General features: G+C 74.2%; 27 protein-coding genes. 18 read left to right on the top strand and 9 right to left on the bottom strand.

The features are described from left to right. Positions 1 to 274 precede the first annotated feature (274 nt). Positions 275 to 1330, top strand: a complete 1056-nt coding sequence (locus tag LWC35_RS35430) for a PhoH family protein (protein ID WP_232874875.1) — start codon at positions 275 to 277, stop codon at positions 1328 to 1330. A gap of 150 nt (positions 1331 to 1480) precedes the next feature. Here LWC35_RS35430 and LWC35_RS35425 read toward each other — a convergent pair whose 3' ends face one another. Next, positions 1481 to 2245 (bottom strand): IclR family transcriptional regulator, encoded by a 765-nt coding sequence (locus LWC35_RS35425; protein ID WP_232874874.1) that lies wholly within the window; start codon positions 2243 to 2245, stop codon positions 1481 to 1483. Between the two features lie 92 nt (positions 2246 to 2337). Here LWC35_RS35425 and dhaK point away from each other — a divergent pair, with 92 nt between their 5' ends. The 8 genes from dhaK (at position 2338) to era (ending at position 11422) form a co-directional block, all read left to right on the top strand. Further along, complete coding sequence (dhaK, locus tag LWC35_RS35420) at positions 2338 to 3336, top strand: dihydroxyacetone kinase subunit DhaK (RefSeq protein WP_232874873.1); 999 nt, start codon at positions 2338 to 2340, stop codon at positions 3334 to 3336. Next, on the top strand, positions 3333 to 3959 hold the full coding sequence (dhaL, locus tag LWC35_RS35415) for a dihydroxyacetone kinase subunit DhaL (protein WP_232874872.1): 627 nt from the start codon (positions 3333 to 3335) through the stop codon (positions 3957 to 3959). Before dhaK ends, dhaL begins: the two co-directional genes overlap by 4 nt. A 4-nt stretch (positions 3960 to 3963) precedes the next feature. Next, positions 3964 to 6747: a phosphoenolpyruvate--protein phosphotransferase gene (gene ptsP, locus LWC35_RS35410; protein WP_232874871.1), complete on the top strand. Its 2784-nt coding sequence runs from the start codon at positions 3964 to 3966 to the stop codon at positions 6745 to 6747. A gap of 100 nt (positions 6748 to 6847) precedes the next feature. Beyond that, positions 6848 to 7405, top strand: a complete 558-nt coding sequence (gene ybeY, locus LWC35_RS35405) for an rRNA maturation RNase YbeY (protein WP_232874870.1) — start codon at positions 6848 to 6850, stop codon at positions 7403 to 7405. A 29-nt stretch (positions 7406 to 7434) separates the two neighbouring features. After that, positions 7435 to 8895: a hemolysin family protein gene (locus LWC35_RS35400; protein WP_232874869.1), complete on the top strand. Its 1461-nt coding sequence runs from the start codon at positions 7435 to 7437 to the stop codon at positions 8893 to 8895. After that, the gene (locus LWC35_RS35395) at positions 8882 to 9238 is read left to right on the top strand and encodes a cytidine deaminase-like protein (protein WP_232874868.1); all 357 of its coding nucleotides are present in this window, start codon (positions 8882 to 8884) and stop codon (positions 9236 to 9238) included. Before LWC35_RS35400 ends, LWC35_RS35395 begins: the two co-directional genes overlap by 14 nt. Continuing rightward, the gene (gene lhgD, locus LWC35_RS35390; RefSeq protein ID WP_232874867.1) at positions 9235 to 10467 is read left to right on the top strand and encodes an L-2-hydroxyglutarate dehydrogenase; all 1233 of its coding nucleotides are present in this window, start codon (positions 9235 to 9237) and stop codon (positions 10465 to 10467) included. Before LWC35_RS35395 ends, lhgD begins: the two co-directional genes overlap by 4 nt. Positions 10468 to 10495: 28 nt before the next feature. After that, positions 10496 to 11422, top strand: coding sequence for a GTPase Era (gene era / locus LWC35_RS35385; RefSeq protein ID WP_232874866.1), 927 nt, complete (start codon positions 10496 to 10498; stop codon positions 11420 to 11422). On the opposite strand, the gene LWC35_RS35380 is transcribed toward era, so the two are convergent. Then, on the bottom strand, positions 11398 to 11898 hold the full coding sequence (locus LWC35_RS35380; protein ID WP_232874865.1) for a HugZ family pyridoxamine 5'-phosphate oxidase: 501 nt from the start codon (positions 11896 to 11898) through the stop codon (positions 11398 to 11400). The genes era and LWC35_RS35380 overlap by 25 nt on opposite strands. A gap of 130 nt (positions 11899 to 12028) precedes the next feature. Between LWC35_RS35380 and LWC35_RS35375 the strand changes: the two genes are divergently transcribed. Then, positions 12029 to 12865 (top strand): class II glutamine amidotransferase, encoded by an 837-nt coding sequence (locus LWC35_RS35375; protein ID WP_232874864.1) that lies wholly within the window; start codon positions 12029 to 12031, stop codon positions 12863 to 12865. Here LWC35_RS35375 and LWC35_RS35370 read toward each other — a convergent pair. Continuing rightward, positions 12859 to 13167, bottom strand: coding sequence for a hypothetical protein (locus LWC35_RS35370; protein ID WP_232874863.1), 309 nt, complete (start codon positions 13165 to 13167; stop codon positions 12859 to 12861). The genes LWC35_RS35375 and LWC35_RS35370 overlap by 7 nt on opposite strands. A gap of 143 nt (positions 13168 to 13310) precedes the next feature. On the opposite strand from LWC35_RS35370, the gene recO reads away from it, so the two are divergent. After that, positions 13311 to 14102, top strand: coding sequence for a DNA repair protein RecO (gene recO, locus LWC35_RS35365; protein ID WP_232874862.1), 792 nt, complete (start codon positions 13311 to 13313; stop codon positions 14100 to 14102). 115 nt (positions 14103 to 14217) lie between these two features. Here recO and LWC35_RS35360 read toward each other — a convergent pair whose 3' ends face one another. Next, entirely contained in the window at positions 14218 to 15132 is a 915-nt protein-coding gene (locus tag LWC35_RS35360; RefSeq protein WP_232874861.1) for a hypothetical protein, read from the bottom strand. Positions 15133 to 15188: 56 nt separating this feature from the next. Between LWC35_RS35360 and LWC35_RS35355 the strand changes: the two genes are divergently transcribed. Genes LWC35_RS35355 through LWC35_RS35345 form a run of 3 tightly spaced genes read left to right on the top strand, consistent with a single transcriptional unit; the run spans position 15189 to position 17537 of the window. Further along, a complete protein-coding gene (locus tag LWC35_RS35355) occupies positions 15189 to 15980 on the top strand; it encodes an isoprenyl transferase (protein WP_372463162.1) in 792 nt (263 codons plus the stop codon). Further along, positions 15977 to 16354: a hypothetical protein gene (locus LWC35_RS35350; protein ID WP_232874859.1), complete on the top strand. Its 378-nt coding sequence runs from the start codon at positions 15977 to 15979 to the stop codon at positions 16352 to 16354. The genes LWC35_RS35355 and LWC35_RS35350 overlap by 4 nt, the downstream gene beginning before the upstream one ends. Continuing rightward, entirely contained in the window at positions 16347 to 17537 is a 1191-nt protein-coding gene (locus LWC35_RS35345; RefSeq protein ID WP_232874858.1) for a multidrug effflux MFS transporter, read from the top strand. Before LWC35_RS35350 ends, LWC35_RS35345 begins: the two co-directional genes overlap by 8 nt. 16 nt (positions 17538 to 17553) lie before the next feature. Here the strand turns inward: LWC35_RS35345 and LWC35_RS35340 are convergent, their stop codons facing one another. Beyond that, positions 17554 to 18168: a hypothetical protein gene (locus LWC35_RS35340; protein WP_232874857.1), complete on the bottom strand. Its 615-nt coding sequence runs from the start codon at positions 18166 to 18168 to the stop codon at positions 17554 to 17556. Positions 18169 to 18356: 188 nt separating this feature from the next. Between LWC35_RS35340 and LWC35_RS35335 the strand changes: the two genes are divergently transcribed. Continuing rightward, complete coding sequence (locus LWC35_RS35335; RefSeq protein ID WP_232874856.1) at positions 18357 to 19130, top strand: SDR family NAD(P)-dependent oxidoreductase; 774 nt, start codon at positions 18357 to 18359, stop codon at positions 19128 to 19130. A 28-nt stretch (positions 19131 to 19158) separates the two neighbouring features. On the opposite strand, the gene LWC35_RS35330 is transcribed toward LWC35_RS35335, so the two are convergent. Beyond that, on the bottom strand, positions 19159 to 19560 hold the full coding sequence (locus LWC35_RS35330) for a Fur family transcriptional regulator (RefSeq protein WP_232874855.1): 402 nt from the start codon (positions 19558 to 19560) through the stop codon (positions 19159 to 19161). Then, complete coding sequence (locus LWC35_RS35325) at positions 19557 to 19928, bottom strand: ArsR/SmtB family transcription factor (protein WP_232874876.1); 372 nt, start codon at positions 19926 to 19928, stop codon at positions 19557 to 19559. Before LWC35_RS35325 ends, LWC35_RS35330 begins: the two co-directional genes overlap by 4 nt. Positions 19929 to 20035: 107 nt before the next feature. Here LWC35_RS35325 and LWC35_RS35320 point away from each other — a divergent pair, with 107 nt between their 5' ends. Together LWC35_RS35320 and LWC35_RS35315 are read left to right on the top strand one after the other, a co-directional pair. After that, positions 20036 to 20374, top strand: coding sequence for an antibiotic biosynthesis monooxygenase (locus LWC35_RS35320; RefSeq protein ID WP_232874854.1), 339 nt, complete (start codon positions 20036 to 20038; stop codon positions 20372 to 20374). Between the two features lie 76 nt (positions 20375 to 20450). Continuing rightward, a complete protein-coding gene (locus tag LWC35_RS35315; RefSeq protein ID WP_232874853.1) occupies positions 20451 to 21848 on the top strand; it encodes a glycine--tRNA ligase in 1398 nt (465 codons plus the stop codon). A 369-nt stretch (positions 21849 to 22217) separates the two neighbouring features. Here the strand turns inward: LWC35_RS35315 and LWC35_RS35310 are convergent, their stop codons facing one another. Further along, a complete protein-coding gene (locus tag LWC35_RS35310; RefSeq protein ID WP_232874852.1) occupies positions 22218 to 23204 on the bottom strand; it encodes a CNNM domain-containing protein in 987 nt (328 codons plus the stop codon). Beyond that, positions 23201 to 24571 (bottom strand): hemolysin family protein, encoded by a 1371-nt coding sequence (locus LWC35_RS35305; RefSeq protein WP_232874851.1) that lies wholly within the window; start codon positions 24569 to 24571, stop codon positions 23201 to 23203. Before LWC35_RS35305 ends, LWC35_RS35310 begins: the two co-directional genes overlap by 4 nt. 208 nt (positions 24572 to 24779) lie before the next feature. On the opposite strand from LWC35_RS35305, the gene LWC35_RS35300 reads away from it, so the two are divergent. Beyond that, a complete protein-coding gene (locus LWC35_RS35300) occupies positions 24780 to 25823 on the top strand; it encodes an XdhC family protein (protein ID WP_232874850.1) in 1044 nt (347 codons plus the stop codon). Positions 25824 to 25967 lie beyond the last annotated feature (144 nt).

Below are 25967 nucleotides of genomic sequence, written 5' to 3'. Positions count from 1 at the left end.
GCAGGCTCCCCAGCGGGCAGGGCGACCCTCGATATGTCGCACCCACGGGTGCTGACCCAACCCAGCGGCACAAGACCGCCATGAGGCGCCCTGCCCCCTCAATCGCCCTTGTTCAGCAGTCTCCTAGGTGGGGCCTAGCCCGCTGCTCCGCCGCCCCGTCGGGCGACGGGCCGAATGGCGGGGCGGATCGTCGGTGCCCGGCGGTAACATCGACAGGAGGAGCGGGCCGAGGCGGGCCCGGAGCAGAGCAGCAGGAAGCAGGCGACCAGACCACGTGACGCAGCCGGACCCCGTCCAGTCCCGCATCGCAGTCCCGGACACCGCGCTGCTCGCGCTGCTCGGCTCGAGAGACGAGTCGTTGCGCACCGCCGAGGAGCTGCTGGCCGCGGACGTGCACGTCCGGGGCAACGAGCTGACCCTCTCGGGCGAGCCCGCCGACGTGGCGTTCGCCGAGCGGGTGTTCACCGAGCTCATCACCCTCGCCGAGCGCGGCCAGCAGGTCGGTTCGGACACCGTGCGCCGCACCGTCGAGATGCTCGGCGAGGCGGACCCGGCGGTCGCCGCCGTGCGCGGGGAGTCGCCCGCCGAGGTGCTGAGCCTGGACATCGTCTCCCGCCGCGGGAAGACGATCCGGCCCAAGACGCTGAACCAGAAGCGGTACGTCGACGCGATCGACGCGCACACGATCGTCTTCGGCATCGGCCCGGCCGGTACCGGCAAGACGTACCTGGCGATGGCCAAGGCCGTGCAGGCCCTGCAGGCCAAGCAGGTCAACCGGATCATCCTCACCCGCCCGGCCGTCGAGGCGGGCGAGCGGCTCGGGTACCTGCCGGGCACGCTCTACGAGAAGATCGACCCGTACCTGCGCCCGCTGTACGACGCGCTGCACGACATGATCGACCCCGAGTCGATCCCGAAGCTCATCGCGGCCGGGACGATCGAGGTCGCGCCGCTTGCGTACATGCGCGGGCGCACGCTGAACGACGCGTTCATCATCCTCGACGAGGCGCAGAACACCACGCCCGAGCAGATGAAGATGTTCCTGACCCGGCTCGGCTTCGGCTCGAAGATCGTGGTCACGGGCGACGTCACGCAGATCGACCTGCCGGGCAACACCCGGTCCGGCCTGCAGGTCGTCCAGGACATCCTCTTCGGGGTGGACGACGTCGCCTTCCCCGAGCTGACCAGCAGCGACGTCGTGCGGCACCGGCTGGTGAGCGACATCGTCGACGCCTACGCCCGTTTCGACGCCGACACGAACCGGGGCCAGCTCCGCAGCGCCGCCCCCCGCACCGGCCCGCCCCAGGACCGCCGCTCCCGCCGGCGCTGAGCTGAGGGGTCGCGGCCCCGTCTCCCGTGATCGCCGGTCGGGACCGTTCCACGCCGCTCCCGGCCGCGAAGGGTCCGAACCGGTGATCATGATCGCCGCCTGCGACCGCTGACCCGACACCGAAGGTCGGCGGCCGGGCGGAGGTGGCGATCAGGAGGCCGCCTCGTCCCGCCCCTCGACGAGCGGCGGCCAGGAGGCGGCGCCGAGCTCCCGCGAGACCGCGCGGGCGGTGTGGCGCAGGGCGTCCGGAGCGCCGGGCGGCAACGGCCACTCCCCGGCGGGCACCACCAGCCCGATCGCGCCGGCCACCACGCCGTCGGCGGCGGCCACCGGTGCGGCGAGCCCGCACTCGCCGAGCACGGCCTCCTCGATCTCGGTGGCGAGCCCGGTGCGCCGGACCGCGGCCAGCTGGACGTCGAGCTCCCGCACCTCGGTCACGGTCTCGCCGGTCATCCGGTGCGGCCGGTCCGCCGGCTCGCAGGCGCCGTAGGCCAGTAGCGCCTTGCCGACCGCGCAGGCGTGCGCCGGCACCACGATGCCGACCTCGGTCATCTGACGGCTGCCGTCGGGCCGCGGTTCGTGGCCGACCACGATGGCATCGCGCTGCAGGGCCACCGCCACCCGCACCGCGCACCCCGTGCGGCGCGCCAGGTCCTCGACCCACGGCTGGGCGCGGGCGCGGAGCTCGAGGTTGTCCAGGTAGACGTTGCCGAGCCGGAGCGTCGCCGGACCGAGCCGGTAGAGGCCCGAGTCCCGCTCCTGCACCACCATCCCGTGCGCGAGCAGCGTGCGGACGAGCCCGTGCACCGTCGACGGCGCCAGTCCGCAGCCCGCTGCGATCTCCCCGAGGCTCCGCCGCCGTGCGCCCTGCAGCACGGCCAGCACCCGCAGGGCCCGGTCCACGGACTGGATCACCGTTCGCTCCTTGTGTTCGTGGGCCAGGTCACAGTACCGTCCGACAGGTCTTCGGCATAGCCGAACGGGCTTCGGGTGCGACGGAGGACCCCATGAAGAAGCTGATCAACGACCCGGCCGACGTCGTCGTCGAGGCACTGCGCGGGATGGCGGCGGCACATCCCGGGCTCCGCGTCGACCTCGAGAACCGGGTCGTCTTCCGCGGCGACGCCCCCGTCCGGGGGAAGGTCGGCCTGGTCTCGGGCGGCGGCTCGGGCCACGAGCCGATGCACGGCGGGTTCGTCGGGCGCGGCATGCTCGACGCGGCGTGCGCCGGCGAGGTCTTCACCTCGCCCGTCCCGGACCAGATGGTCGCCGCGACGGAGGGCGTCGACGGCGGCGCCGGCGTGCTGCACATCGTGAAGAACTACACGGGCGACGTCATGAACTTCGACATGGCGGCCGAGCTGACCACGGCGAAGACCGGCGTCGAGGTCCAGGCCGTGGTGGTCGACGACGACGTCGCCGTCCAGGACAGCCTCTACACCGCCGGGCGCCGCGGCGTCGGCACGACGGTGCTGCTGGAGAAGATCGTCGGAGCGGCCGCCGAGCAGGGCCGCAGCCTGGCCGAGGTCGCGGGTGTGGCGCGCAAGGTGAACGAGCGCGGCCGCAGCATGGGCATGGCGCTGACCTCGTGCACCGTGCCCGCCGCGGGCCGGCCGACCTTCGACCTGCCCGACGACGAGATGGAGATCGGCATCGGCATCCACGGCGAGCCGGGCCGCCGACGCGTGCCGATCGCACCCGCGAAGGAGATCGCGGAGATGCTCGTCGAGCCGATCCTGGCCGACGCCGACTTCACCTCCGAGCCCGTGATCTGCTTCGTCAACGGCATGGGCGCGAGCCCGCTGCTGGAGCTGTACCTCATGTACGGCGAGGTCGCGACGCTGCTGGAGCGGGCCGGGGTGCGGATCGCGCGCTCGCTGGTCGGCCCCTACATCACGAGCCTGGACATGGCCGGCTGCTCGGTCACCCTGCTGCGGGCGGACGACGACCTGCTCGGCCTCTGGGACGCCCCGGTCGACACCCCCGGACTGCGGTGGGGCGCATGACCACACAGGACCAGCTGTCGGCCTGGGTCCGCGAGTTCGCACGGCAGGTGACCGAGCACCGCGACGAGCTGACGGCTCTCGACTCCGCCATCGGCGACGCCGACCACGGGGCCAACATGGCCCGTGGGATGGGCGCGGCGGTCGAGGCCCTCGACGCGTCCCCGCCGGCGACCGCGGGGGCGGTGTTCAAGCTGGTGGGGATGACGCTGGTCAGCAAGGTCGGCGGCGCGAGCGGACCGCTGTACGGGACGCTCTTCCTGCGCTTCGGCACGGCCGCGGGCGAGGTCACCGAGCTCGACGCGGCCGGGTTCGCCAAGGCGTTCCGGGCCGGGCTGGAGGGGGTCGTGGCGCGGGGGCGGCCGGAGGCCGGGGACAAGACGATGTACGACGCCCTGGCCCCCGCCCTCGACGCCCTCGACGAGGCGCTCGCCGCCGGGACCTCCCTCGGCGACGCGCTGCGGTCGGCCTCCGCGGCCGCCGACGCGGGGCGCGACGCCACGATCCCGATGCTCGCCCGCAAGGGCCGGGCCAGCTACCTCGGCGAGCGGAGCGTGGGGCACCAGGACCCGGGTGCGACGTCGGCGGCCCTGCTCGTCGCCGCCGCGGCCGCGACCCTGGGGTGAGCGGGTGACGGAAGGTTCCACCGGGGCCCCGGCGGTCGGCCTGGTCGCCGTGTCGCACAGCCGTGCCCTCGGCGAGGCCGCCGCGGCGCTGGCCCGCGAGATGCTGCACGGGCCGGCGGGGGAAGCGGTCCGGATCGAGGTGGCGGCGGGGCTCGACGCCACCACCTTCGGCACCGACGCGACCGCCGTCGCCGAGGCGATCACGGCGGCCGACACCGGCGCCGGGGTCGTGGTGCTGATGGACCTCGGTAGCGCGGTGCTCTCCGCGGAGCTCGCGCTGGAACTGCTCGACGACCCGACGGCCCGGGACCGGGTCCTGCTCTGCCCGGCCCCGCTGGTGGAGGGGCTGGTCGCGGCGGCCGTGGCGGCGGCGGGCGGGGCGGACCGGCCCGGTGTGGCGGCGGAGGCGGCAGCGGGCGCGGACGCGAAGGCGGCACAGCTCGGCCCGGTCGAAGCTGCGCCCGAGGCGGCGCGGCCCGGGCCGTCCGGGCTCGGCGAGGGGGGAGCGGAGGCGAGCGGGACCTTCGTGGTGACGCCGCCGCACGGGCTGCACGCCCGGCCCGCCGCCCTCCTCGTGCAGGCCCTGCAGGGGTTCGACGCCCGGGTGGAGCTGCGCGCCCCCCGGACGGGCCGCGGCCCGGTGCCCGCCGCGAGCCTCACCGGCGTGGCCTCGCTCGACGCCGGTGCCGGGGACGAGATCGAGGTCCGGGCCCGCGGCCCGCAGGCGCGCGACGCCGTCGACGCCCTCCTCGCCCTGGCGGCCGAGGGCTTCGGCGAGGCGCCACCGACGACCGCACCGACCGCCGCGCCGGCTCCCCCCACGTCGACCGGCGATGCGGCCGCGGGGCAGGCGGCCGGGGGAGCGGCGTTCGGGCAGGAGAGCGGCCCGCTGCCCGCCTCGCCCGGCATCGCGATCGGTCCGGCGCGCCTGCACCGTGCCGTCGAGCTGCGGGTTCCCGACGAGAAGGCGGAGGACCCCGCCCTCGAGCGGGAGCGCCTGGACCGCGCGCTGGGCGAGGCACGCCGGACCGTCGCCGCCGTCCGCGACGCCGCTCCCGCGTCGGAGGCCGCGATCTTCGACGCCCACCTGACGATGCTCGACGACCCCGCGCTGGTCGACGCCGCGCGCGACGGGATCGCCGCCGGATCCGCGGCCCCCGCGGCCTGGGCCGCCGCCGTCGACGCCGCGGAGCGCACCCTCGCCGCACTGCCGGGCGAGTACCTCCGCGCCCGTGCCGCCGACGTCCGCGCCGTCGGCGACGAGGTCCTCCGCGCGCTGCTGACGAGTAGCTCCCGACTCGCGGTGCCGGATGTACCGACTCGCGGAACGGAAGCCACACCCCGCGAGTCGGGAGATTCCGCACCGCGAGTCGGGAGTTCCGGGGACGAGCCGCCGACCGCACCCACCGCGCCGGCCCCGCCTGCCGCACCCACCGCGCCGGCCCCGCCGACCGCATCCACCGCGCCGGGTCCGCCGATCGCACCCACCGCGCCGGCACCGCCGGCCCCGCCGGCCCCGCCGGCCCCGCCGGCCGAGCCGGTCCGCGAGCCGGGCTCCCCGCCCGCCGTCCTGGTCGCCGCGGACCTCACCCCGGCCGAGGCGGCGGTGCTCGGCCCGGAGGCGGTGGCCGGGGTCGTCCTGGCCGGCGGCAGCGCCACCGGGCACGCCGCGATCCTGCTGCGCGCCCGGGGCATCCCCGCCGTCGTCGGCGCCGGCCCCGCCGTGCTGGACCTCGCCCCCGGCACCCCGCTCGCGCTCGACGGCACGACCGGCCGCCTCGTCGTCGACCCGTCCGACGAGGTCAGGTCCGTCCTCGGGGCCCGGCTGGCGCGGCGCGCCGAGCAGGAGGCCACCGCGCGCGCCCGCGCCGACGAGCCCGCCCGCACCCGCGACGGCACGGACGTCCTGGTCGGCGTGAACGTCGGCGCCGACGCCGCGAGCGCGGCCGGCACCGGCGCCGACCTCGCCGGCCTGGTCCGCACCGAGTTCCTGTTCCTCGACCGGGCCGCACCACCGGACGTCGACGAGCAGGAGGCGGCCTACCGAGCGGTCGCCGAGGCCCTGGGCGGCCGCCGGATCGTCCTGCGCACGCTCGACGTCGGCGGCGACAAGCCCTTGCCCTATGTCCCGATGCCCGCGGAGGCGAACCCGTTCCTCGGCGTCCGCGGGCTGCGGCTGGCCCTGCGCCGCCCCGACCTGCTCGCCGACCAGCTGCGCGCGATCGTCCGGACCGCCCACGCGACCCCGGTGAGCGTGATGTTCCCCATGGTCAGCGTGCCCGCCGAGCTGCACGCCGCCCGGGCCGCCCTCGACGAGGCGATCGCCGCCGAGGGGCGTGGCCGGCCACCGGGCCTCGAGCTGGGGATCATGGTGGAGGTCCCGGCCGCGGCGCTGACCGCGGCCGCGTTCGCCCCGCACGTCGACTTCCTCAGCATCGGCACCAACGACCTCACCCAGTACACGCTGGCGGCCGAGCGCGGATCGGCCGAGGTCGCGGCGCTCGCGGACCCGCTCTCACCGGCGGTCCTGCGCCTGGTCGACGCCACCTGCCGGGGTGCCGGGTCCGCGACGGTCGCGGTGTGCGGCGAGCTCGCCGCCGACCCGGCCGCCGCTGCGCTGCTGGTCGGGCTCGGGGTCCGGGAGCTGTCGGTCGCGCCGCCCGCGGTCGCGCTCGTCAAGGAGGCGGTGCGGGGGATCGACGCCGGGGAGGCCGCCGCGCTGGCCGCGCGGGCCCTCGCCGCGCCGGACCCGGCCGCCGTCCGCGCCCTGCTCGCCGAGCCCGGCTGACCACCACCGCAGCCGACCGCCCGGCCCCGACCGGGGTGCGACTACCCTCGTCGGCAGTCCCGTTCCCGGTCGCGCCGAGAGAGTTGGTCCGAGTACCGCCGTGAGCATCGAGGTCGTCAACGAGTCCGGCGTCGCCGTCGACGAGTCGCTGATCGTGTCCGTCGCCCGGTACGCGCTCGACGCCATGCGGGTCAGCCCGGCGGTCGAGCTGGCGATCACCGCGGTCACCCTCGACACCATGTCCGAGCTGCACGAACGGTGGATGGACGAGCCCGGGCCCACGGACGTCATGTCCTTCCCCATGGACGAGCTCGTCGACGACACCCGCCGCCCCGACGCCCCCGAGATCGGTCCCGCGCTGCTCGGCGACATCGTGCTCTGCCCGGCGTTCGCCAAGGACCAGGCGGTCAAGGCCGGGCACACGCTCTCCGACGAGCTGCACCTGCTGACCGTGCACGGCGTGCTGCACCTGCTCGGCTACGACCACGCCGAGCCGGACGAGGAGCGCGAGATGTTCGCGCTGCAGAACAGGCTGCTCCACGACTGGCGCACCGAGCGGGCCCAGGCCGCCGCCCGCGAGGCCCAGCGGCGCAGCGACTCGCGGGTGCTGGGCACGGTCGGGCTCGACGACCCGGCCGGCCCCGCCGAACCGCGCTGACCGCCCGGCCGATGACCGCAGGAGAGTAGATGAACGCCGCTGGCCTGCTCGCCGTCGCGATCGTCCTGATCCCCGTCGCCGGGCTGTGCGCGGCGGCCGACGCCGCGCTCACCTCGATCTCCCGGGCACGCGTCACGGACCTGGTCCGGGCGAGCCGGCCGGGTTCCCGCGCGCTGTCGAAGGTCGTCGACGACCGCGCCCGCTACGTCAACCTCCTGATCCTCCTGCGGTTGATGAGCGAGACGGTCGCCACGGTGCTGCTCACGATCGCGCTCGCGAGCTGGTTCCACCCGGCCTGGCTCGGCGTCCTGCTCGCCGCGGTGATCATGGTGGTGGTCAGCTACGTGCTGATCGGGGTCGGTCCGCGCACGCTCGGCCGCCAGCACCCGTACGCGCTGGGGTTGGCCGTCGCCGCGCCGGTGCGGATCGTCGCGACGCTGCTCAGCCCGCTGACCAAGCTGCTGATCCTGGTCGGCAACGCGATCACCCCGGGCCGCGGCTTCCGGGAGGGCCCGTTCTCCTCCGAGGTCGAGCTGCGCGAGCTGGTGGACATGGCCAGTACCAGCGGGGTCGTGGAGGAGGGCGAGCGGAAGATGATCCACTCGGTCTTCGAGCTCGGCGACACGATCGTCCGCGACGTCATGCAGCCCCGGCCCGACGTCGTGTGGGCCGAGCAGGACACCCCGGTGCAGAAGGTGGTCCGGCTCGCGCTGAAGAGCGGCTACTCGCGGATCCCGGTGCTCGGCGAGGGGATCGACGACGTCATCGGCGTCGCCTACCTCAAGGACCTGGTGGGTGCGGGCTGGGACCGGCCCGAGGCGCGGCTGGTCGAGGTCGTGCGGCCGCCGGTGTTCGTGCCCGACTCCAAGCGGATCGACGAGCTGCTCAAGGACATGCAGCGCACCCGCAACCACATGGCGATCGTGGTCGACGAGTACGGCGGCACGGCCGGGGTCGTCACGATCGAGGACATCCTCGAGGAGATCGTCGGCGACATCTCCGACGAGTACGACACCGACGAGGTGCCCGAGGTCCAGCGGCTCGACGGCGGCACCCTGCGGCTGGCCGCCCGGCTGCCCGTCGAGGACCTCACCGAGCTGTTCGCCGGCGAGTTCAGCGGCACCGAGCGCGAGGAGCTGCTGCGCGAAGCCGTGGAGCAGGCCGACGTCGACACGGTGGGCGGGCTGCTCGCGCAGCGGCTGGGCAAGGTGCCGTTGCCCGGCGCCGAGGCCGAGGTCGAGGGGCTGCTGCACCTGCGCGGCGAGGGCGGCAAGGACGCCCGCGGCCGCGTCCGCATCACCGCGGTGCTGGTGACACCGCTGGCCGTGCCCGAGACCGAGCCCACCGAGCCCGCCGAGCCGACAGAGACCACCGAGGCCACCGACACCATCGAGCCCGCTGGGACCACCCGGGCCACCGAGCCCGCCGACCGCAGGGAGGACGCCGCCGCGGAGGCCGGCGTCCGGGAGGAGACCGATGTCCGGCAGTAACCCGTCCGAGCTCGACGCCGAGGACGCCAAGATCGTCACGCTGGCGCGCTCCTCGCGTGCCCGCACCGGCGCCGCGGAGGGCGCCGCGGTCCGCGACACGGACGGCCGCACCTACGCCGCCGCCTCCGTCGCGCTGCCGTCGCTGCGGCTCACGGCCCTGCAGGCGGCCGTGGCGGCCGCCGTGTCGAGCGGGGCGCCGGGCCTGGAGGCCGCGGCCGTCGTCACCGAGCGCGGCGAGGCGGACGAGGCCTCGGTCGCCGCGGTGCGGGACCTCACCGCAGCCGCCCCGGTGATCGTCGCCGACGCGTCCGGCGCCGTCGTGAGCGTGCTGACGCCCGCATGAACACCCCCCGGTACGACCTGGTCGTCGTCGGCGGCGGGATCGTGGGCCTGGCCACGGCGCACGCGGCGGTCCGCAGCGGGCTGAGCGTCGCCGTCGTCGAGCGCGAGCCGCGGCTGGCGAACCACCAGACCGGCAACAACTCCAACGTCGTCCACTCCGGGCTCTACTACGCCCCGGGCGGGCTGAAGGCGCGGCTGGCGGTGGCCGGGTGTGCCGAGACCGTCGCCTTCTGCCGCGAGCACGACCTGCCGCACCAGGTGTGCGGGAAGCTCGTCGTGGCCACCGAGCCCGAGGAGCTGCCGCGGATGGCGGAGCTGGAGCGGCGCGGGAAGGCCAACGGCGTCGAGACGCAGCGACTCGACGCCGCGGGCATCCGCGCGCGCGAGCCGCACGTCCGCGGGCTCGAGGCGCTGTGGGTGCCGTCGACCGGGATCTGCGACTACCGGGCGATCGCCGAGAAGCTCGGCGAGCTGGTGGCCAAGGAGGGCGGCGAGATCCACCTCGGCCGCGCGGTCACCGGGATGGTGCGGCGGGAGACGTCCGCCCGGCCCGACGTGGTGGTCCGCACCGCGCAGGGCGACCTGCTGGGGGAGCGGGTCGTGGTCTGCGGCGGGCTGCGCTGCGACGAGCTCGCCCGCGCCGCGGGCGCGGACCCGGGTGTGCGGATCATCCCGTTCCGCGGGGAGTACTCGGGCTTCACCGAGGACGCCGCCGAGCTGGTCAAGGGTCTGATCTACCCGGTGCCCGACCCGGCCTTCCCGTTCCTCGGGGTGCACGCCACCCGGGGGATCGACGGGCACGTGCACGCCGGGCCCAACGCCGTGCTCGCGCTGGCCCGGGAGGGGTACTCCTGGGGCACGGTCAAGCCGAAGGAGCTGCTGGGCTCGCTCGTCTACCCGGGCATGCTGCGCGTCGCGAAGCGGCACTGGCGCTACGGGCTGGGCGAGGTGCACCGGTCGCTGTCCAGGGCGGCGATGGTCACCCAGATCCAGCGGATGCTGCCCGAGGTCGAGGCGCGCCACCTCAGGCCCGCCGGCGCGGGGGTGCGGGCCCAGGCCGTGAAGCCCGACGGCACGCTGGTCGACGACTTCCTGTTCGTCGAGCAGGGCGCGGGCAGGGGCTCGATCCTGCACGTGCTCAACGCGCCGTCCCCGGCGGCGACCGCCGCCCTCCCCATCGGCCGCGAGATCCTCGAGCGGCTGACCGGCGACAACCCGGGTCCGCTGTGACCGGCCACGACGTGCGAAGTGAGGCACCATGACCGCATTCGGGTCCTGGCCCGAGGACTTCCGTTCCGGCTTCGCCTGCTTCGTGGGCCGGCCCAACGCGGGCAAGTCCACGCTGACCAACGCGCTGACGGGTGCGAAGATCGCGATCACGTCGTCCCGCCCGCAGACGACGCGGCACGCGATCCGCGGCATCGTGCACCGACCGGATGCGCAGCTGGTCGTGGTCGACACCCCGGGCCTGCACAAGCCCCGGACCCTGCTCGGCTCACGGCTCAACGACGTCGTGCGCGAGACCTGGGCCGAGGTCGACGTGATCGGGTTCTGCGTACCGGCCGACCAGCCCGTCGGTCGCGGCGACGAGTTCATCGCCAACGAGCTGAAGTCGGTCGCGGGCCGCACGCCGGTCGTCGGCGTCGTCACCAAGACGGACAAGACGCAGCCCGAGCAGATCGCCGAGCGGCTCACGCAGATGACCGGGCTGATGGAGTTCGCCGACGTGGTGCCCTGCTCGGCGAAGAGCGGGTACCAGGTGCAGCTGCTCGCGGACCTGCTGGTGGCGAAGCTGCCGGAGGGCCCGCCGCTCTACCCGGACGGTGAGCTGACCGACGAGCCGGAGGAGACCCTCGTCGCCGAGCTCGTCCGCGAGGCCGCCCTGGAGGGGGTCCGCGACGAGCTGCCGCACTCGATCGCCGTCGTCGTCGAGGAGATGATCGAGCGCGAGGACCGGCCCGCCGACGACCCCATGCTCGACGTGCACGCCACGATCTTCGTGGAGCGGCAGAGTCAGAAGGGGATCGTGATCGGCCGGGGCGGCGAGCGGCTTCGGCAGGTCGGCACGGCCGCGCGGAAGCAGATCGAGGCGCTGCTGGGCACCAGGATCTTCCTGGACCTGCACGTCACCGTGGCGAAGGACTGGCAGCGCGACCCGCGTCAGCTGCGCAAGCTGGGCTTCTGATCCGGTTCGCGCTCCTCCGGATCCAGCCACGCCATCCGGCCGAACCCGGCGACGTGGCGGAGGGTGCGGACCTCGAGCCGGTAGAGCTGGAAGTCGGCGAAGTCGACATAGCCGGCGTCGGGGAAGGTGCGGCGGTAGGCCGCCAGCCCGCGGGTGCGCTCGTCACCGTGCAGGACCCACACCCGGCCCACGAGGGTGACCCGGGGCGCGGCGAGGGGGTCCGGCCCCGGCTCGGCGACCAGCAAGGACGCCCGCGGGTCGGCCGCCAGGTTCCGGCTGTGCTCGGCGAGGTCGGACAGGCACAGCAGCGGCGACCCGTCACCGTCGAGCGCGTAGGCGACGAGGGAGCCGAACGGGTGGCCCGCGGCCCCGGCGCTCGCCGACGTGCTGGTCGGCCCCGGCGCGGCCCCGATGGTCGCCAGCGTCCCCGACCGTTGTCCGGACAGCAGCGCCCGGACCTCCTGCAGCTCGCCCACCCGTCACCTCCCTGCCGACCGAGGTGACCCTCACTTCTGCGTCCGCGGCTGTCAAGGTCGTCCCGCGTGGGTGAGGTCGCCGGTTCACCGGGTACGCGAGCGTGACGCGGACGCGACCAGGGAGGCGCCGATGTGCCGGTGGCTGGGCTACTACGGCAGCCCCATCGAGCCGAAGGAACTGATCTACGACACCCGGCACTCGCTGATCGAGCAGAGCAGGCGCGCCGCCCCGGACCGCGCCATCGCCAACGGCGACGGCTTCGGGCTGGGCTGGTACGGCACGGGGCCGGAGGCCGCGCTGTACCGCAGCGAGTCGCCGGCCTGGGGCGACCAGAACCTGCGCGAGATCGCGGGCGTGGTGGAGTCCGGGCTGTTCCTCGCGCACGTCCGGGCGGCCACCGGCACGCCCGTCCAGCAGACGAACTGCCATCCCTTCCGCTACCGGAACTGGATCTTCGTGCACAACGGCTACGTCGACCGGTGGGCCGCGCTGCGCCGGGAGCTGCTCTTCGCCGTCCGGCCCGACCTCTTCGACAACGTCCAGGGCAGCACGGACTCGGAGGTCCTGTTCCACCTCGCGCTCACGTTCGGGCTGGAGGAGGAGCCGCTGCCCGCGCTCGAGCGGATGGCCGGCCACGTCGAGGCGGCCGGGCGCGCGGCGGGCTCCGAGCACCCGTTGCAGATGACGCTGGGCGTGGCGGACGGCGAGCGGCTCTACGCCGTCCGGTACGCCAGCGGCCCGGTCGTCAACACCCTGTACGTGAGCAGCGAAGTCGACGCGCTGCGCCGGCTCTACCCCGCGGACGAGCGCTGGCAGCACTTCTCCGAGGAGTCCCGGGCGGTCGTCTCGGAACCGCTGACCGACCTGCCGGGGCTCTGGCACGAGGTGCCGCCCTCGACGGCCCTGGTGCTGCAGAAGGGCCCGGACGTGGAGCAGCCCTTCCGCCCCCGCCCGCCTGCTCAGTAGCTGTCGGTCGTCTCGATGACCCGGTAGCTGGCCGCGGTGGGGGGCGCGGTGGCGCCGGCGGTGCGCATGACGTCCGGGATCTCCCGCTGTCCGCCGAAGAAGGCCTCGAAGTCCTCGCGACTGGTCCACTCGTCGAACACGACGACGCTGCCGTCCTCGGCCTCGGCGAAGACGTGGTGCCGGCAGCCCTTGGACCGCGCGTCCTCGACGATCCGCTGCATCCTGGTGTGGTGGTCGCGGTTCGCCTCGCGGAGCGCGTCGGCGGTCACGCCGGGCAGGCTGGTGATGACGATGACGGTCACGGGTTCCCCTCGTCCGGCCGCTGTCGGCCGTGCCGCTCACCCGGACCGCCCACCGGGGAGGTCCAGGATCCCCCGCGCCGCGCGACGTGGTCAATCGGCCGGTCGCGGCGTCGGGGGCGCGGTCGAGGTCGTAGGCTTCCCCGGTGAGCACCCTGTACCGCGACACCGGTGTGGTGCTGCGCGTGCAGAAGCTGGGCGAGGCGGACCGGATCGTCACGCTGCTGACCCGGCGCTACGGCAAGATCCGGGCGGTCGCCAAGGGCGTGCGCCGCACCCGGTCGCGCTGGGGCGCGCGGCTCGAGCCGTTCAACCACGTCGACGTGCAGTGCTACACCGGCCGCAGCCTCGACGTCATCACCCAGTGCCAGACGCTCGACGCGTTCGGCACCGGCGTCGTCTCCGACTACTCCCGCTACACCGCGGGCTGCGCGATGCTCGAGACGGCCGACCGGCTGGTCTCCGAGGAGGGCAGCGGGCACAGCGGGGAGACCCTGCGCGTCTACCTGCTGCTCGTCGGGGCGATCCGCGCGCTCGCCGGCCGCGAGCGGGACGCCTCGCTGATCCTCGACGCATTCCTGCTCCGCGCGATGAGCCACGCCGGGTGGGCACCGGCGATCACCGAGTGCGCCAAGTGCGCGTCGCCGGGTCCGCACCGGGCGTTCAGCGTCGCGGGCGGCGGCGCGGTGTGCGAGGTCTGCCGCCCGCCCGGCTCGGTCCTGCCCGGTCCCGCCGTGTTCACCCTGCTCGACGCGCTGCTGCACGGCGACTGGGAGATCGCCGACGCCGCCGAGGCCCCCACCCGGCGCGACACCTCCGGCCTGGTCGCCGCGCACCTGCAGTGGCACCTCGAACGCCAGCTCCGCTCCTTGCCCTTCGTCGAGCGCCGCGGCGACCCCACCGCGGCCGCCGCGCCGGGGGCGACCCCGATCGCCTGAGCCCGGACCCCGCCCGAGTCCCGATTCTGAGCGTTATGGTTCCATAACGCGATCTGAGGGCCGAATTTCGAGCGTTATGATTCCATAACGCGATCCGAGGGCCGGATTTCGAGCGTTATGGTTCCATGACGCGCTCGGGCGGTGGGGGGACGGCGGGCGCAGGGCGGGGGGCGCCGATCGGACCGGCCCGCCGGACGGCCTCGGCGGCGTCGAGCGCCGCCCGCTCCGCCTCCCGGTGCGCGGCCTCGGTGACGGCGTGGCGCTGCTCCGGGTCGGCGTCGAAGCGGCCCGCGATCGCCTCCTGCACCGCGATCTTCGCGCGCACGACCGGCACCCGGTAGCGCTTCTCCCGACGCACCGCGCGCTCCATCTTCTTCGGCCGGGTCAGGTACCGCCAGCGCGCCCACGGCGAACCCGGACGGGCCAGCCGGATCGCGGTGAAGAACAGCAGCGGGGTCAGGAACAGGCCGAGCAGGCCGGTCCACAGCTTGCCCTTGGCCAGCGTGACCACGACGAGCAGGAGCTGCAGGGCGAAGAAGACGAACGTCAGCACGATGTCGACCACGTCGCCCGTGGCCACGTCGATGAAGTCGTCGTTGAACCCGAGCGGGTGGAGCCCGCACACGAACAGCCCGGTGATCGTGACGGCGACGAACACGGCGTCGACCGAGCTGCGGCCCTGCGTGCTCCAGTAGACGTCGGACAGGTGCAGGATCAGCGCGAACTCGTCGAGCACCAGCGCCGAGCCGATGCCGAACAGGCTCGCCAGGATCACGTCGGGGACCGGCGTGCTCACCTCGGCCAGGGCGATCAGCCCGAAGCCCGCGACCAGCATCATCACCATGCCGAACACCACGTGGTGGATGTGCAGCCCGCCCGGCGTGACGTTGCCGGGCCACCACGACACCTGGGCGCGGATCATCCGCACGCTGAACCGGATGAACAGGAAGGCGACGAGGAACGCGCACAGGAAGCAGAAGAGCGGCAGCCGCCCGGTCGCGACGATCGTGTCCGTGAACCAGGCCCCCATGTGCAGTGCGTACTCCAGACCGGCCCCGGAGTCCAGGGAGCACGGACGTAGGCTGCATGCTCGTGCCCTTCCAGCCCCCGCCGCCACACCCGTCGGGAGCCCGGCCGCCGGCGATCCCGCCGGAGCTGGTCCCGAACCACGTCGCCCTCGTCATGGACGGCAACGGCCGCTGGGCCAACGCCCGCGGCCTGCCCCGGATCGAGGGCCACCGGCGGGGCGAGGCCTCGCTCATGGACGTCGCGCGGGGCTGCATCGACATCGGGGTGAAGTGGCTGTCCGCCTACGCCTTCTCCACCGAGAACTGGAAGCGCAGCCCCGACGAGGTGCGGTTCCTGATGGGCTTCAACCGGGACGTCATCCGCCGCCGGGTGGACGAGATGCACAGCATGGGCGTGCGGGTCCGCTGGGCCGGGCGGCGCCCGCGGCTGTGGCGGTCGGTGATCAAGGAGCTCGAGGTCGCCGAGGAGAAGACCAGGCACAACGACGTCCTCACGCTCACCATGTGCGTGAACTACGGCGGGCGCGCCGAGATCGCCGACGCGGTGCGGCAGATCGCCCAGCTCGCCAAGGACGGGAAGATCAGGCCTTCCACGATCGACGAGCGGACGATCGCGAAGTACCTCGACGAGCCGGACATGCCCGACGTCGACCTGTTCGTGCGTTCGAGCGGCGAGCAGCGGACGTCGAACTTCCTGTTGTGGCAGAGCGCCTACGCCGAGATGGTCTTCCTCGACACGCTCTTCCCCGACTTCGACCGCCGGCACATCTGGGAGGCGATCGAGATCTACGCGAGACGGGACCGGCGCTTCGGCGGGGCTGTCGATCGAGCCGACAGGGCGAGCTCGTGAGCCTCGACGTCGCGCGCAGGGCGCTCGAGCGGTACCACGACGTCGAGGTCGGCGAGGACGGCGCGCTGACCTTCGCCCACGGCGGCGTGCTGTGCGTCGTCCAGGGCACCGAGCTGGAGGAGGGGCTGCCCGTCCTCAACCTGACCTGCGTGGTCGCCTGGGACCTGCCCGACGAGGACATCCCGCGACGGGTGGCGCTCGGCGTCGGCGAGGGCCTGTTCGGCACCCCGCGGGTGGTGCAGGGGGAGCGCGGCTGGGACGTCACGCTCCGGTACGCCTTCCCCGCCGCGGGGCTGGCGGAGGGGCCGATGGGGACGCTCCTGATGCTGGTCGTGAGCAGCGCGTCGAGCATGCGGAACGAGCTCGTTGGCTGAGTCCTCGAGGGTTCCCGCCGGGCGGGTGCTGGCCCTCGGCGGGCTGTCGACCTTCGGCCCGCTCTCGCTCGACCTCTACCTGCCGGCGTTGCCCCAGCTCACCGGGGCGTTGCGGACCACGGAGGCGCTCGGCCAGGCGTCCATGTCCGTCTGCATGATCGGGCTGGCGGCCGGGCAGCTGCTGGTCGGGCCGCTCACGGACCGGACGGGCCGCCGGGTCCCGCTGCTGCTCGGCGTGGCGCTCTTCGCGCTCTCCGCGGCGCTGTGCGCGGTGGCCCCCTCGATCGAGGTGCTGCTCGTGCTGCGGCTACTCACCGGCCTCACGGGCGCGACCGGGATCGTGATCGCGCGGGCCATGGTCCGGGACCTGTACTCCGGCGACGCCGCGGCGCGCGTGTTCTCCCTGCTGATGATCGTGAGCGGGGCCGCGCCCGTGCTGGCGCCGGTGATCGGCAGCCAGCTGATGCACGTCACGGACTGGCGGGGGCTGTTCCTCGCCCTCGCGCTGATCGGGGCGGTCCTGTTCGCGGCGGCCCTGACCCAGCGCGAGACGCTGCCGCCCGAGCGGCGGCACACCGGCGGGTTCCGGGCGACCGGCCGCGCCGTCGTCACGGTCGCGCGGGACCGCACGTTCCTGGTCCCGACGCTCGTCCTCTCGCTGATCTGCTGCGCGATGTTCACCTACATCGCCATGGGCAGCTACGTGTTGCAGGAGGGCTACGGGCTGAACGCGCAGGCGTACGGGATCGTGTTCGCCGTCAACGCCCTGGGCATCGTCGCGGCCGGACGGCTGTCGGCCGCCCTGGTGCGCCGGCTCGGCCCGGTCCGGCTGCTCTGGGCGGCGGTCGGGGTCGCGGTCGTCGGCGGCGCGGCGCTGGTCGTCGGGGTGTTCGCGACCGACTCGGTCTGGGCGGTGCTGCCGCCGCTGTTCCTCGTGGTGTCGAGCGTGGGGATCGTGCTGCCCAACGGCACCGCGCTGGCCCTGGCCGGGCAGGGCGCCGTCGCGGGATCGGCCTCGGCGCTGCTCGGGTTGTCGCAGTTCGCGTTCGGGGCGCTCGTCCCGCCCCTCGTCTCCACCGGCGGGGCGACCGCACCCGCCATGGCGGTGACCATCCTCGCCGTCGCGCTGGCGGGCGGGATCGCGGCCCTGTTCCTCCCGCGCCGCCGGCCCTCGCGCTCCTAGAGGTCTGGCGTCGGTCCTAGCCGACGGGCGACTCGGACAGGTGCACCAGCGGCAGCTCCGCGAGCTGGGCCGCGGTCATCTGCCGCGCGTTCTCCAGCACCCGCGCCTGGACCTCCTGCATCCGGCCGTCGACGAGACCGGACAGGCCGTAGGAGATCCGGCCGAGCAGCCGGACGGTGGTGTCGTCGACCGGGGGCCGCGGCGCGGAGACGACGGCGACGCCCGTCGGGTGCCCGTCGTTGGCCTGCGCGATGCCGATCGTGAACGCCTCGCGCGGGTTGACGTGCCGCGAGGCGTAGTGGTCGCGCAGCGTGGGGAAGGTCTTGTGGAACTTCACCACCTCGTCGTCGAGCTCGAGGGACTCGACGTCGGCGTCGGTGAGGATCTTGGCGCGGCCGGAGAAGCACCGGACGTACCCGACCAGCGCGCCGGTCCACAGCGCCTCGACCAGCACCGCATCGGGCCGGGGCACCGCGAGCGCCGCGACCAGGTGCTCGCAGCAGCGCAGCACGTACTGCAGGTCCTCGAACACCGCGGCGAGCTGCGCAAGCTCGCCGGACTCCGGCGTGTCGAGCCTGCGCACCGTGCTCGGTGCCTCCTGGGTCCCGCCGTCGGTCGCACCGTCGGTCATGCCACGCCTCCCCGCCTCGTCGCGTGTGGCGCACGGTAGTGCCGTCGGGGAGCGGGGTGGATCTCGATATGAGACGCCGGCCGGTCCGCCCGATGTGGTCGACAGCACGCCGTCGGCACAGCAGAGTGGGAGAAGAATGCACGTGCATCACGGCGGCACCGAGGCCGCCGTGCGAGAGGAGAGCGTTGATGGACATCACGGGAGCCTCGGCCATCGTCACCGGCGGCGCGTCCGGTCTGGGGGAGGCGACCGCGCGGCTGCTGGCCCAGCGCGGGGCGAAGGTCGTCGTGCTCGACCTGAACGAGGACCGGGGCGCGAAGGTCGCCGCCGAGATCGGGGGCGTGTTCGCCAAGGCCGACGTCGCCGACGAGGCGCAGGTCAAGGCGGCCGTCGAGGCGGCCTCGGAGCTCGGCCCGCTGCGGATCCTGGTCAACAGCGCCGGCCTCGGACGCGCCGCCCGGATCATCGGGCGCGACCTCGAGCCGGTCCCGCTGGAGACCTTCGAGTTCGTGGTGCGGGTGAACCTCACCGGCACCTACAACTGCGCGCGGCTCGCGGCGTCCGCGATGGCCAAGACCGACCCGCTCGAGGACGGCACCTCGCGCGGCGCGATCCTCAACACCGCCTCCGCGGCGGCGTTCGACGGCCAGATCGGCCAGACGCCGTACTCGGCCTCCAAGGGCGGCGTGGTCGGCCTGACCCTGCCGATGGCGCGCGACCTCGCCCGGCACGGCATCCGCGTCAACACCATCGCCCCCGGCCTGATCGACACCCCGATCTACGGCGAGGGCGAGAAGGCCGAGGCGTTCAAGGCCGCGCTCGGCCAGAGCGTCGTCTACCCGAACCGGCTCGGGAAGGCCGAGGAGTACGCCTCGATGGCGCTCGAGGTGTTGACCAACGACTACATGAACGGCGAGACCATCCGGCTCGACGGCGCGATCCGGATGCCCCCGAAGTCCTGACCGTCCCGGCGGCTGCCGGTCCTGCGGCTCAGGCGCAGGACCGGCAGACGCCGAAGATCTCGACCGTGTGGGAGATCTCGGTGAAGCCGTGCTCCTGGGCGACCCGCTGCGTCCACTCCTCGACGGCCGGGGCGTCGATCTCCTCCGCGGCGCCGCAGCGCCGGCACACCAGGTGGTGGTGGTGCTCCTCGGAGGCGCACCGACGGTAGACGGCCTCGCCGCCGGCGTTGCGCAGGACGTCGACCTCCCCGCCGTCGGCCATCGTCTGCAGGGTCCGGTACACCGTCGTCAGGCCGATGCCCTCGCCGTTGCGCCGCAGCTCCTCGTGGATCTCCTGGGCCGAGCGGAAGTCCGGGAGCCGGTCGAGCAGGGCGGAGACGGCGGCGCGCTGCTTCGTCGCCCGCAGCACCCTGGTGCCGCCTGTGGTCATGCGTCCTCCTGAACGTGCGCCACCGCGTCGACGACGATGTGCGCGAGATGGTCGTCCACCAGGGAGTACAGCACCTCGCGTCCCTTGCGCTCGCCCTCCACCACCCCGGCGGACTTGAGCACGCGCAGGTGCTGGCTGATCAGGGGCTGGGTGACGCCGAGGGCGTCGACCAGGTCGTGGACGCAGCGCGGGGAGTCGAGCAGCTGCAGCACGATCGCGATCCGGACGGGTGCGGCGAGCGCGCGGAGCAGGTCGCCCGCGGCGGCGAGGGTGCGGGGCGGGTGGACGGGGGCGGGCTCGGCCGCCGGGCACAGCGTGCCCTCGTGCGCGGTGCTTCCGTGGGTGGTGTCGGGCGGCGTGATCGACATGACCGTCCAGTCCCCGGGGGCGGCGGCCGCACCCTCGGTCGCGTCGGAACCTCGCCGGGCCGCACTGGCCATGATAGGCGTTTTCAACTACGCGGTACGGTCCGCGGGTGCTGCTCGTGTGCCGTTTCGCCCCCGCCGATCCCGCGGATCTCGCCGACCGGCTCGCCCGGGCCCTGGAGCTGCTCACCGCGCAGCCCGGCTGCCTGGGCGGGGAGGCGGGCCGGGCCGTCGACGACCCGGCGCACTGGGTGCTCACCGTGCGGTTCACCGGGGTCGACGCCTACCGGCGGGCCCTGTCGCCCTTCCCGGTGCGCGAGCACGTCGTGCCGCTGCTGTCCGAGGCGCTCGCCGACGCGCCCGCCACGTACGAGACGCTGCTCGCGGCCGCGGACGGCGCCGTCGAGCGGCGCGCGTCGCTGCGGGCGGGGGACCGGCCCGGCCGTTGAACGGCGGTCGATACCCTGGGTGTTCCGCCCCCGCATCCGGCGGGGTCGTTCCAGGTCGTCCCCCAGGAGATCCTCCGTGGCCAGCAAGCCCAGTTCCGCCAAGATCGAGACCATCGTCGCGCTCGCCAAGCGCCGCGGATTCGTCTTCGCGTCGGGTGAGATCTACGGCGGTACCCGGTCGGCCTGGGACTACGGGCCCCTCGGCGTGGAGCTCAAGGAGAACATCAAGCGGCAGTGGTGGAAGGCGATGGTCACCGGCCGCGAGGACGTCGTCGGGCTCGACTCGTCGGTGATCCTGCCGCGCCAGGTGTGGGTCGCCTCCGGGCACGTCGGCGTGTTCACCGACCCGCTCGTCGAGTGCCAGCACTGCCACAAGCGCTTCCGCGCCGACCAGCTGGCCGAGGAGTACACCGAGCGCACCGGCAAGGAGGCGTCGGAGGAGGACCTGTCCGACGTCCCGTGCCCCAACTGCGGCACCCGCGGCCAGTACACCGAGCCGCGCGACTTCAACATGATGCTCAAGACCTACCTCGGGCCGGTCGAGTCCGAGGAGGGCCTGCACTACCTGCGCCCGGAGACCGCGCAGGGCATCTTCGTGAACTTCCTCAACGTGCAGACGACCTCGCGCAAGAAGCCGCCGTTCGGCATCGGCCAGATGGGCAAGAGCTTCCGCAACGAGATCACGCCGGGCAACTTCATCTTCCGCACGCGGGAGTTCGAGCAGATGGAGATGGAGTACTTCGTCGAGCCGGGCACGGACGAGGAGCTCCACCAGTACTGGATCGACGAGCGCACGAGCTGGTACACCGACCTCGGCATCGCGCGGGAGAACCTGCGGCACTACGAGCACCCCAAGGAGAAGCTCTCCCACTACTCGAAGCGCACCGTCGACATCGAGTACCGCTTCGACTTCGTCGGGCAGGAGTGGGGCGAGCTCGAGGGCATCGCCAACCGCACGGACTTCGACCTCACGACGCACTCGAACCACTCGGGCGTCGACCTCTCCTTCTACGACCAGAACACGAAGGAGCGGTACCGGCCGTACGTCATCGAGCCGGCCGCCGGCGTCGGGCGCTCGATGATGGCCTTCCTCATCGAGGCCTACCACGAGGAGGAGGCGCCCAACGCCAAGGGCGGCACCGACAAGCGCGTGGTGCTCCGGCTCGACCGCCGGCTCGCCCCGGTCAAGGCCGCCGTGCTGCCCCTGTCCCGCAACGCGGACCTCTCGCCCAAGGCGCGGGACCTGGCCGCACGGCTGCGCCGGCACTGGAACGTGGAGTTCGACGACGCCGGTGCCATCGGCCGCCGCTACCGCCGCCAGGACGAGATCGGCACCCCGTTCTGCATCACCGTCGACTTCGACACCCTGCAGGACGAGGCCGTCACGATCCGGGAGCGGGACACCATGGCGCAGGAGCGCATCCCGCTCGACCAGGTCGAGGCCTACCTCGCCCAGCGGCTGGTGGGCTGCTGACCCTGCGTTGCTGACCCCGGGCTGCTGACCGGGGGCAGCGGCTCGGACGCACAGAGCATCGCCGTGATCGTCGGAAGGGACTGTTGACGGCCGGATGTGGCCGCGTCCGGTCTCGACCGACGATCAGGGAGTGTGGTGCCCGGCCGGGGAACCGGTGATCGTCGTCCGGGACCGTCGGTGCGGCCGATGATGGCCCTGAGCGGTCCGATCCGGCGATCATGGTCGGGAGTCCACCCGTCGGCGTCGACGCCCGTCGTCACCGAACCGGACCGTTCGCGGCCACCTGCGGCCGCGCACGGTCCTTGTCGGCGATCATGGTCGGCGTCGTACCGGGGGCCGGCACCTGCTCCCGGCCCGCCGGGCACCCCGTCAGGCGGGGAGGAGGCGGTCGACCACGTCCTGCATGGTGACGATGCCGAGCAGGGTGTCGCCCTCCGTCACCAGCGCCAGCTGTCCCCGCCTCTCCCGCATCGTGGCGAGCGCCTGGTGGACGGGGGTGTCGGCCGGGAAGGAGAGGATGTCCCGGACGAGGTCGCCGGCGCGCACCGTCGCCGGCCTGCCCAGGGTGTCCCGGACGTGCACGAAGCCGGTCACTCGGTCCCCGTCCCGCACCACGAGCCGCAGGTGCCCGCTCTCCCGGGAGACCTCGCGGATCCGGGCGACGGTGTCCGAGGGGGTCACGCCCGCGGGGTCGGGACGGACCAGCGAGCGGACCGGGGCGCGGTCCAGCTCGAGGGCGGTGACGAGCTGGTCGCGCCGCTCCTCGTCGAGCGCACCGGCCCGGGCGGAGTGGTCGACGAGCTGGCGCAGGTCGTCCGCGTTGCGGCCGGAGGCCATCTCGTCGACCGGCTCGACGCCCACCCGGTGCAGGCACCAGTTCGCCATCCCGTTGAGCGCCACCAGCAGCGGCCGGGTGAGGAACATGAACGCCCGCATCGGCAGCGCCAGCAGGGTCGCCGACCGCTCGGGGTGGGCGATGGCCCAGGACTTCGGCGCCATCTCCCCGACGACGAGGTGCACGAACGTCACGACGACGAGGGACAGCACGAACGACACGGCGCCCGCGGCGGCCGCCGGCAGCCCCCACCCGAGGAACACGGGCTCGAGCGCACGGTCGACGGCCGGCTTGGCGACCGCACCCAGCCCCAGCGTGCACAGCGTGATGCCGAGCTGGGATCCGGCGAGCAGCAGCGAGATGTCCTTGGCACTGCGCAGCGCGGCGCGGGCGGAGGCGCTGTGCCCCGCCTGCTCCTCGAGCCGGTACCGCCGGGCCGCGACCAGCGCGAACTCGACGGCCACGAAGAAGGCCGACAGCGCCACCAGCGCGAGCGACACGACGATCGACACGGCGCTCACCGCTCCACCTCCACCGGCCCCGCGGCGTCCGGAGCGACCGCAGCGGCCTCCAGCACCTGCACCCGGACCTGCTCGGGCACCCGCCGCGCGACCTCCCGGACCTCGATCCGCAGCTCCCGGACGGGCTCGGAGGACTCGGTGCCCCGCGGCAGCCGCACGGTGACGACGTCGCCGGGCTCGGGCAGGCGCTGGAGCTCGGCGATCACCAGGCCGCCGACGGTCTGGTAGTCGCCCTCGGGCAGGTCGGCGTCGATCAGCCGCTCGACCTCGTCGACGTGCAGCGTGCCGGGGACGACCCAACCGTCCGGGGCACCGACCGGCCGGTCGGCGAGCGCGGGGTCGTGCTCGTCGGTGATCTCGCCGACGAGCTCCTCGGCGATGTCCTCGAGCGTGACCACGCCGGCCAGGCCGCCGTACTCGTCGACGACGGAGGCGAACTCGTCGCCCGCCTCGCGCAGCGCGGCGACGACCGCGGGCAGCGGCAGCGACGCCGGCACCACGACGGCGGGGCGCATGACCTCCGCGACCCGCAGGACCGACGTGTCGCGACCCTCGAGGGCGAGCAGGTCCCGCAGGCAGACGACGCCGACGACCTCCTCGCCGGTCTCGTCGAGCACCGGATAGCGGGAGTGTCCTGCGGCCATCACCTCGGCGAGCTCGGGGACGAGCAGGCCCGCCCGCACCGACGTGACCCGCGGCCGCGGGATCATCGCCGCCCGCGCGGGCCGGTCGGTGAAGTCGAGGACCCGGTCGAGCATCGTCGACAGGTCGGGACGCAGGTCGCCGCTGTCGCGCGACTCGTCGATGATCGCCTCGAGGTCGCGCGGCGTGGCCGCGTGCTCGACGTCGTGCACCGGCTCGATGCGCAGGGCCTTGAGCAGCAGGTTCGAGGCCGCGTCGAAGACCCGCACCAGCCAGCCGAACGCGGCGAGGTACATCGTGGTGGGCAGCGCCAGCCGGCGGGCGACGGGCTCGGGGCGGGCGATCGCGAGGTTCTTCGGGAACAGCTCGCCGAACACCATCTGCACGACGGTCGAGAGCAGCAGCGCGAACACGGTGCCGGCCGCGACGGCCCAGCCGGCGCCGCCGAGCAGCGCGCCGACGCCCTCGCCGATCAGCGGCTCGGCGACGTACCCGACGAGCAGCCCGGTGACGGTGATGCCCAGCTGGGCGCCGGAGAGCATGAAGGAGGTGCGCCGGGTGACCGTGAGGGCGCGCTCGGCGCCCGGGTCGCCCTCGGCGGCGCGGGCCTTGAGCCGCGACCGGTCGACGGCCATGTACGCGAACTCCTGGGCGACGAAGAAGCCGGTCAGGGCGGTGATGCCCACGACGACCAGCACGCCGAGGAGGATGCCGAGGATCGTCATGCGATCGCTCCGGCGGGGGAGGGGAACGTCCGTCCGTGCGGGACGGTGCCGGTACTACAGGAGGGGTCCATGGCTCCGTGACGAGTCGTGGGTGGAATATCCGGTTCCCGGACAACGACGACGATCCCGCCCCGGTTCCCGGCGTGGCGCAGGAGCACCCGGTCGGGGCCGGGACCGGCCGTCGGCCACGGTGGCTACCCTGGCGCTCGTGACCGTCCCCGCCACGTCCGCGACCCCCGATCCCCGCCGTGAGCTGGGGGCTGCGCTGCGCCGCTGGGCCGCCGGCGGTGCGGGTTCGATCGGCGTCGTGCGGGTCCTGGACCGGCACGGTTTCGGCACGGTCGAGTCCGGGCAGCTGCTGGCCGGCACCGCCGGCGGCGAGACCGCCGGGCTGCTCTACCTCGGCGCGCTCGACGACTCCGCCGTCCCCCTCGCCGGGGAGGCGGCCGGGCTCCCGCAGACCCGCACGGCGCACGTCGCCGAGAGCGCGGCGCTGCAGGCGGGGCTGGCGTGCGCCGGCGGCGCGACGCTGCTCGGCCACCCCCTGCCCGCGGCCCTCGCCGACGCCCTGGGCGCCGCGCTCGAGGAGGCCCGCCCCGCCGCGCTCGTCTCGACGATCGACGGCGCGGCCGCGCTGGTGCTCACCGGCGCCGACCTGGAGCAGGAGCACGGCACTCTCGGGGACGGCACCCCGGGGCTCGATGCGGAGGCCGCCCGGGCCGCCCGGGACCTGCTCCGCCGCGGCGCCACCGTGACCGAGCGCCGGACGGTCGGCGACACCGAGCTCCTGCTCGACCTCTGGGTCCCGGTGCCGTCCGTGCTGGTCGTGGGGTCGGGCGCGATCGGGGAGGCGCTGCTCGCGCAGGCCGCGCTGCTCGGCTGGGCCGGCCGCACCGTCACCGAGCTCGACGAGGCCCGGGCCGCCGTGTCCGCCTTCACCGAGGCCGACGTCGTCGTCCTCCTCGACCACGCCCCGCGGTTCGACGCGATGCTGATCGACGGCCTCCGCCGCGGCCGGGGCTTCCTCGGTGCCCTCGGCTCGCGCCGCACCCAGGCCGCCCGTCGCGAGCGGCTGCTGCGGGCCGGCGTCACCGAGGAGGAGCTGGCCGGGATCCACGGCCCGGTCGGCCTCGACCTCGGTGCCCGCACCCCGGCGGAGACGGCCGTCTCGATCGTCGCCGAGGTCATCGCGGCCCGCGCCGGGCGCGCCGCCCGCGCGTTGGGCACGTCGGAGGGGAAGATCGGGGGGTGAGCGCACCGATCGGGCACCGGCGCGGTGCTGCCCGGGGTGCCGGCCGGGCTGTCCGCGAACCGGACACCATCCGGCTCCGGCACGTGCGCGGCCCCGTGCGCCCCGGCGCCGACGCGGATCCCACCGCCCCCACCACCCCCACGC

The sequence above is a fragment of the Pseudonocardia kujensis genome (assembly GCF_021283305.1).
In the GTDB taxonomy this organism is placed as follows: domain Bacteria; phylum Actinomycetota; class Actinomycetes; order Mycobacteriales; family Pseudonocardiaceae; genus Pseudonocardia; species Pseudonocardia kujensis.
Note: the sequence above shows the minus strand (reverse complement) of the source record. Positions and strands in the feature narration are given on the sequence as shown.

Coding starts and splice junctions, on each gene's coding strand:
- LWC35_RS35325 (WP_232874876.1), bottom strand. CDS start 19,928: ATGTCGATCACGCCGCCCGACACCACCCACGGAAGCACCGCGCACGAG.
- LWC35_RS35375 (WP_232874864.1), top strand. CDS start 12,029: ATGTGCCGGTGGCTGGGCTACTACGGCAGCCCCATCGAGCCGAAGGAA.
- LWC35_RS35360 (WP_232874861.1), bottom strand. CDS start 15,132: ATGGGGGCCTGGTTCACGGACACGATCGTCGCGACCGGGCGGCTGCCG.
- lhgD (WP_232874867.1), top strand. CDS start 9,235: ATGAACACCCCCCGGTACGACCTGGTCGTCGTCGGCGGCGGGATCGTG.
- LWC35_RS35355 (WP_372463162.1), top strand. CDS start 15,189: ATGCTCGTGCCCTTCCAGCCCCCGCCGCCACACCCGTCGGGAGCCCGG.
- era (WP_232874866.1), top strand. CDS start 10,496: ATGACCGCATTCGGGTCCTGGCCCGAGGACTTCCGTTCCGGCTTCGCC.
- LWC35_RS35335 (WP_232874856.1), top strand. CDS start 18,357: ATGGACATCACGGGAGCCTCGGCCATCGTCACCGGCGGCGCGTCCGGT.
- LWC35_RS35330 (WP_232874855.1), bottom strand. CDS start 19,560: ATGACCACAGGCGGCACCAGGGTGCTGCGGGCGACGAAGCAGCGCGCC.
- LWC35_RS35305 (WP_232874851.1), bottom strand. CDS start 24,571: ATGACGATCCTCGGCATCCTCCTCGGCGTGCTGGTCGTCGTGGGCATC.
- LWC35_RS35400 (WP_232874869.1), top strand. CDS start 7,435: ATGAACGCCGCTGGCCTGCTCGCCGTCGCGATCGTCCTGATCCCCGTC.
- LWC35_RS35340 (WP_232874857.1), bottom strand. CDS start 18,168: ATGACCGACGGTGCGACCGACGGCGGGACCCAGGAGGCACCGAGCACG.
- dhaL (WP_232874872.1), top strand. CDS start 3,333: ATGACCACACAGGACCAGCTGTCGGCCTGGGTCCGCGAGTTCGCACGG.
- LWC35_RS35395 (WP_232874868.1), top strand. CDS start 8,882: ATGTCCGGCAGTAACCCGTCCGAGCTCGACGCCGAGGACGCCAAGATC.
- dhaK (WP_232874873.1), top strand. CDS start 2,338: ATGAAGAAGCTGATCAACGACCCGGCCGACGTCGTCGTCGAGGCACTG.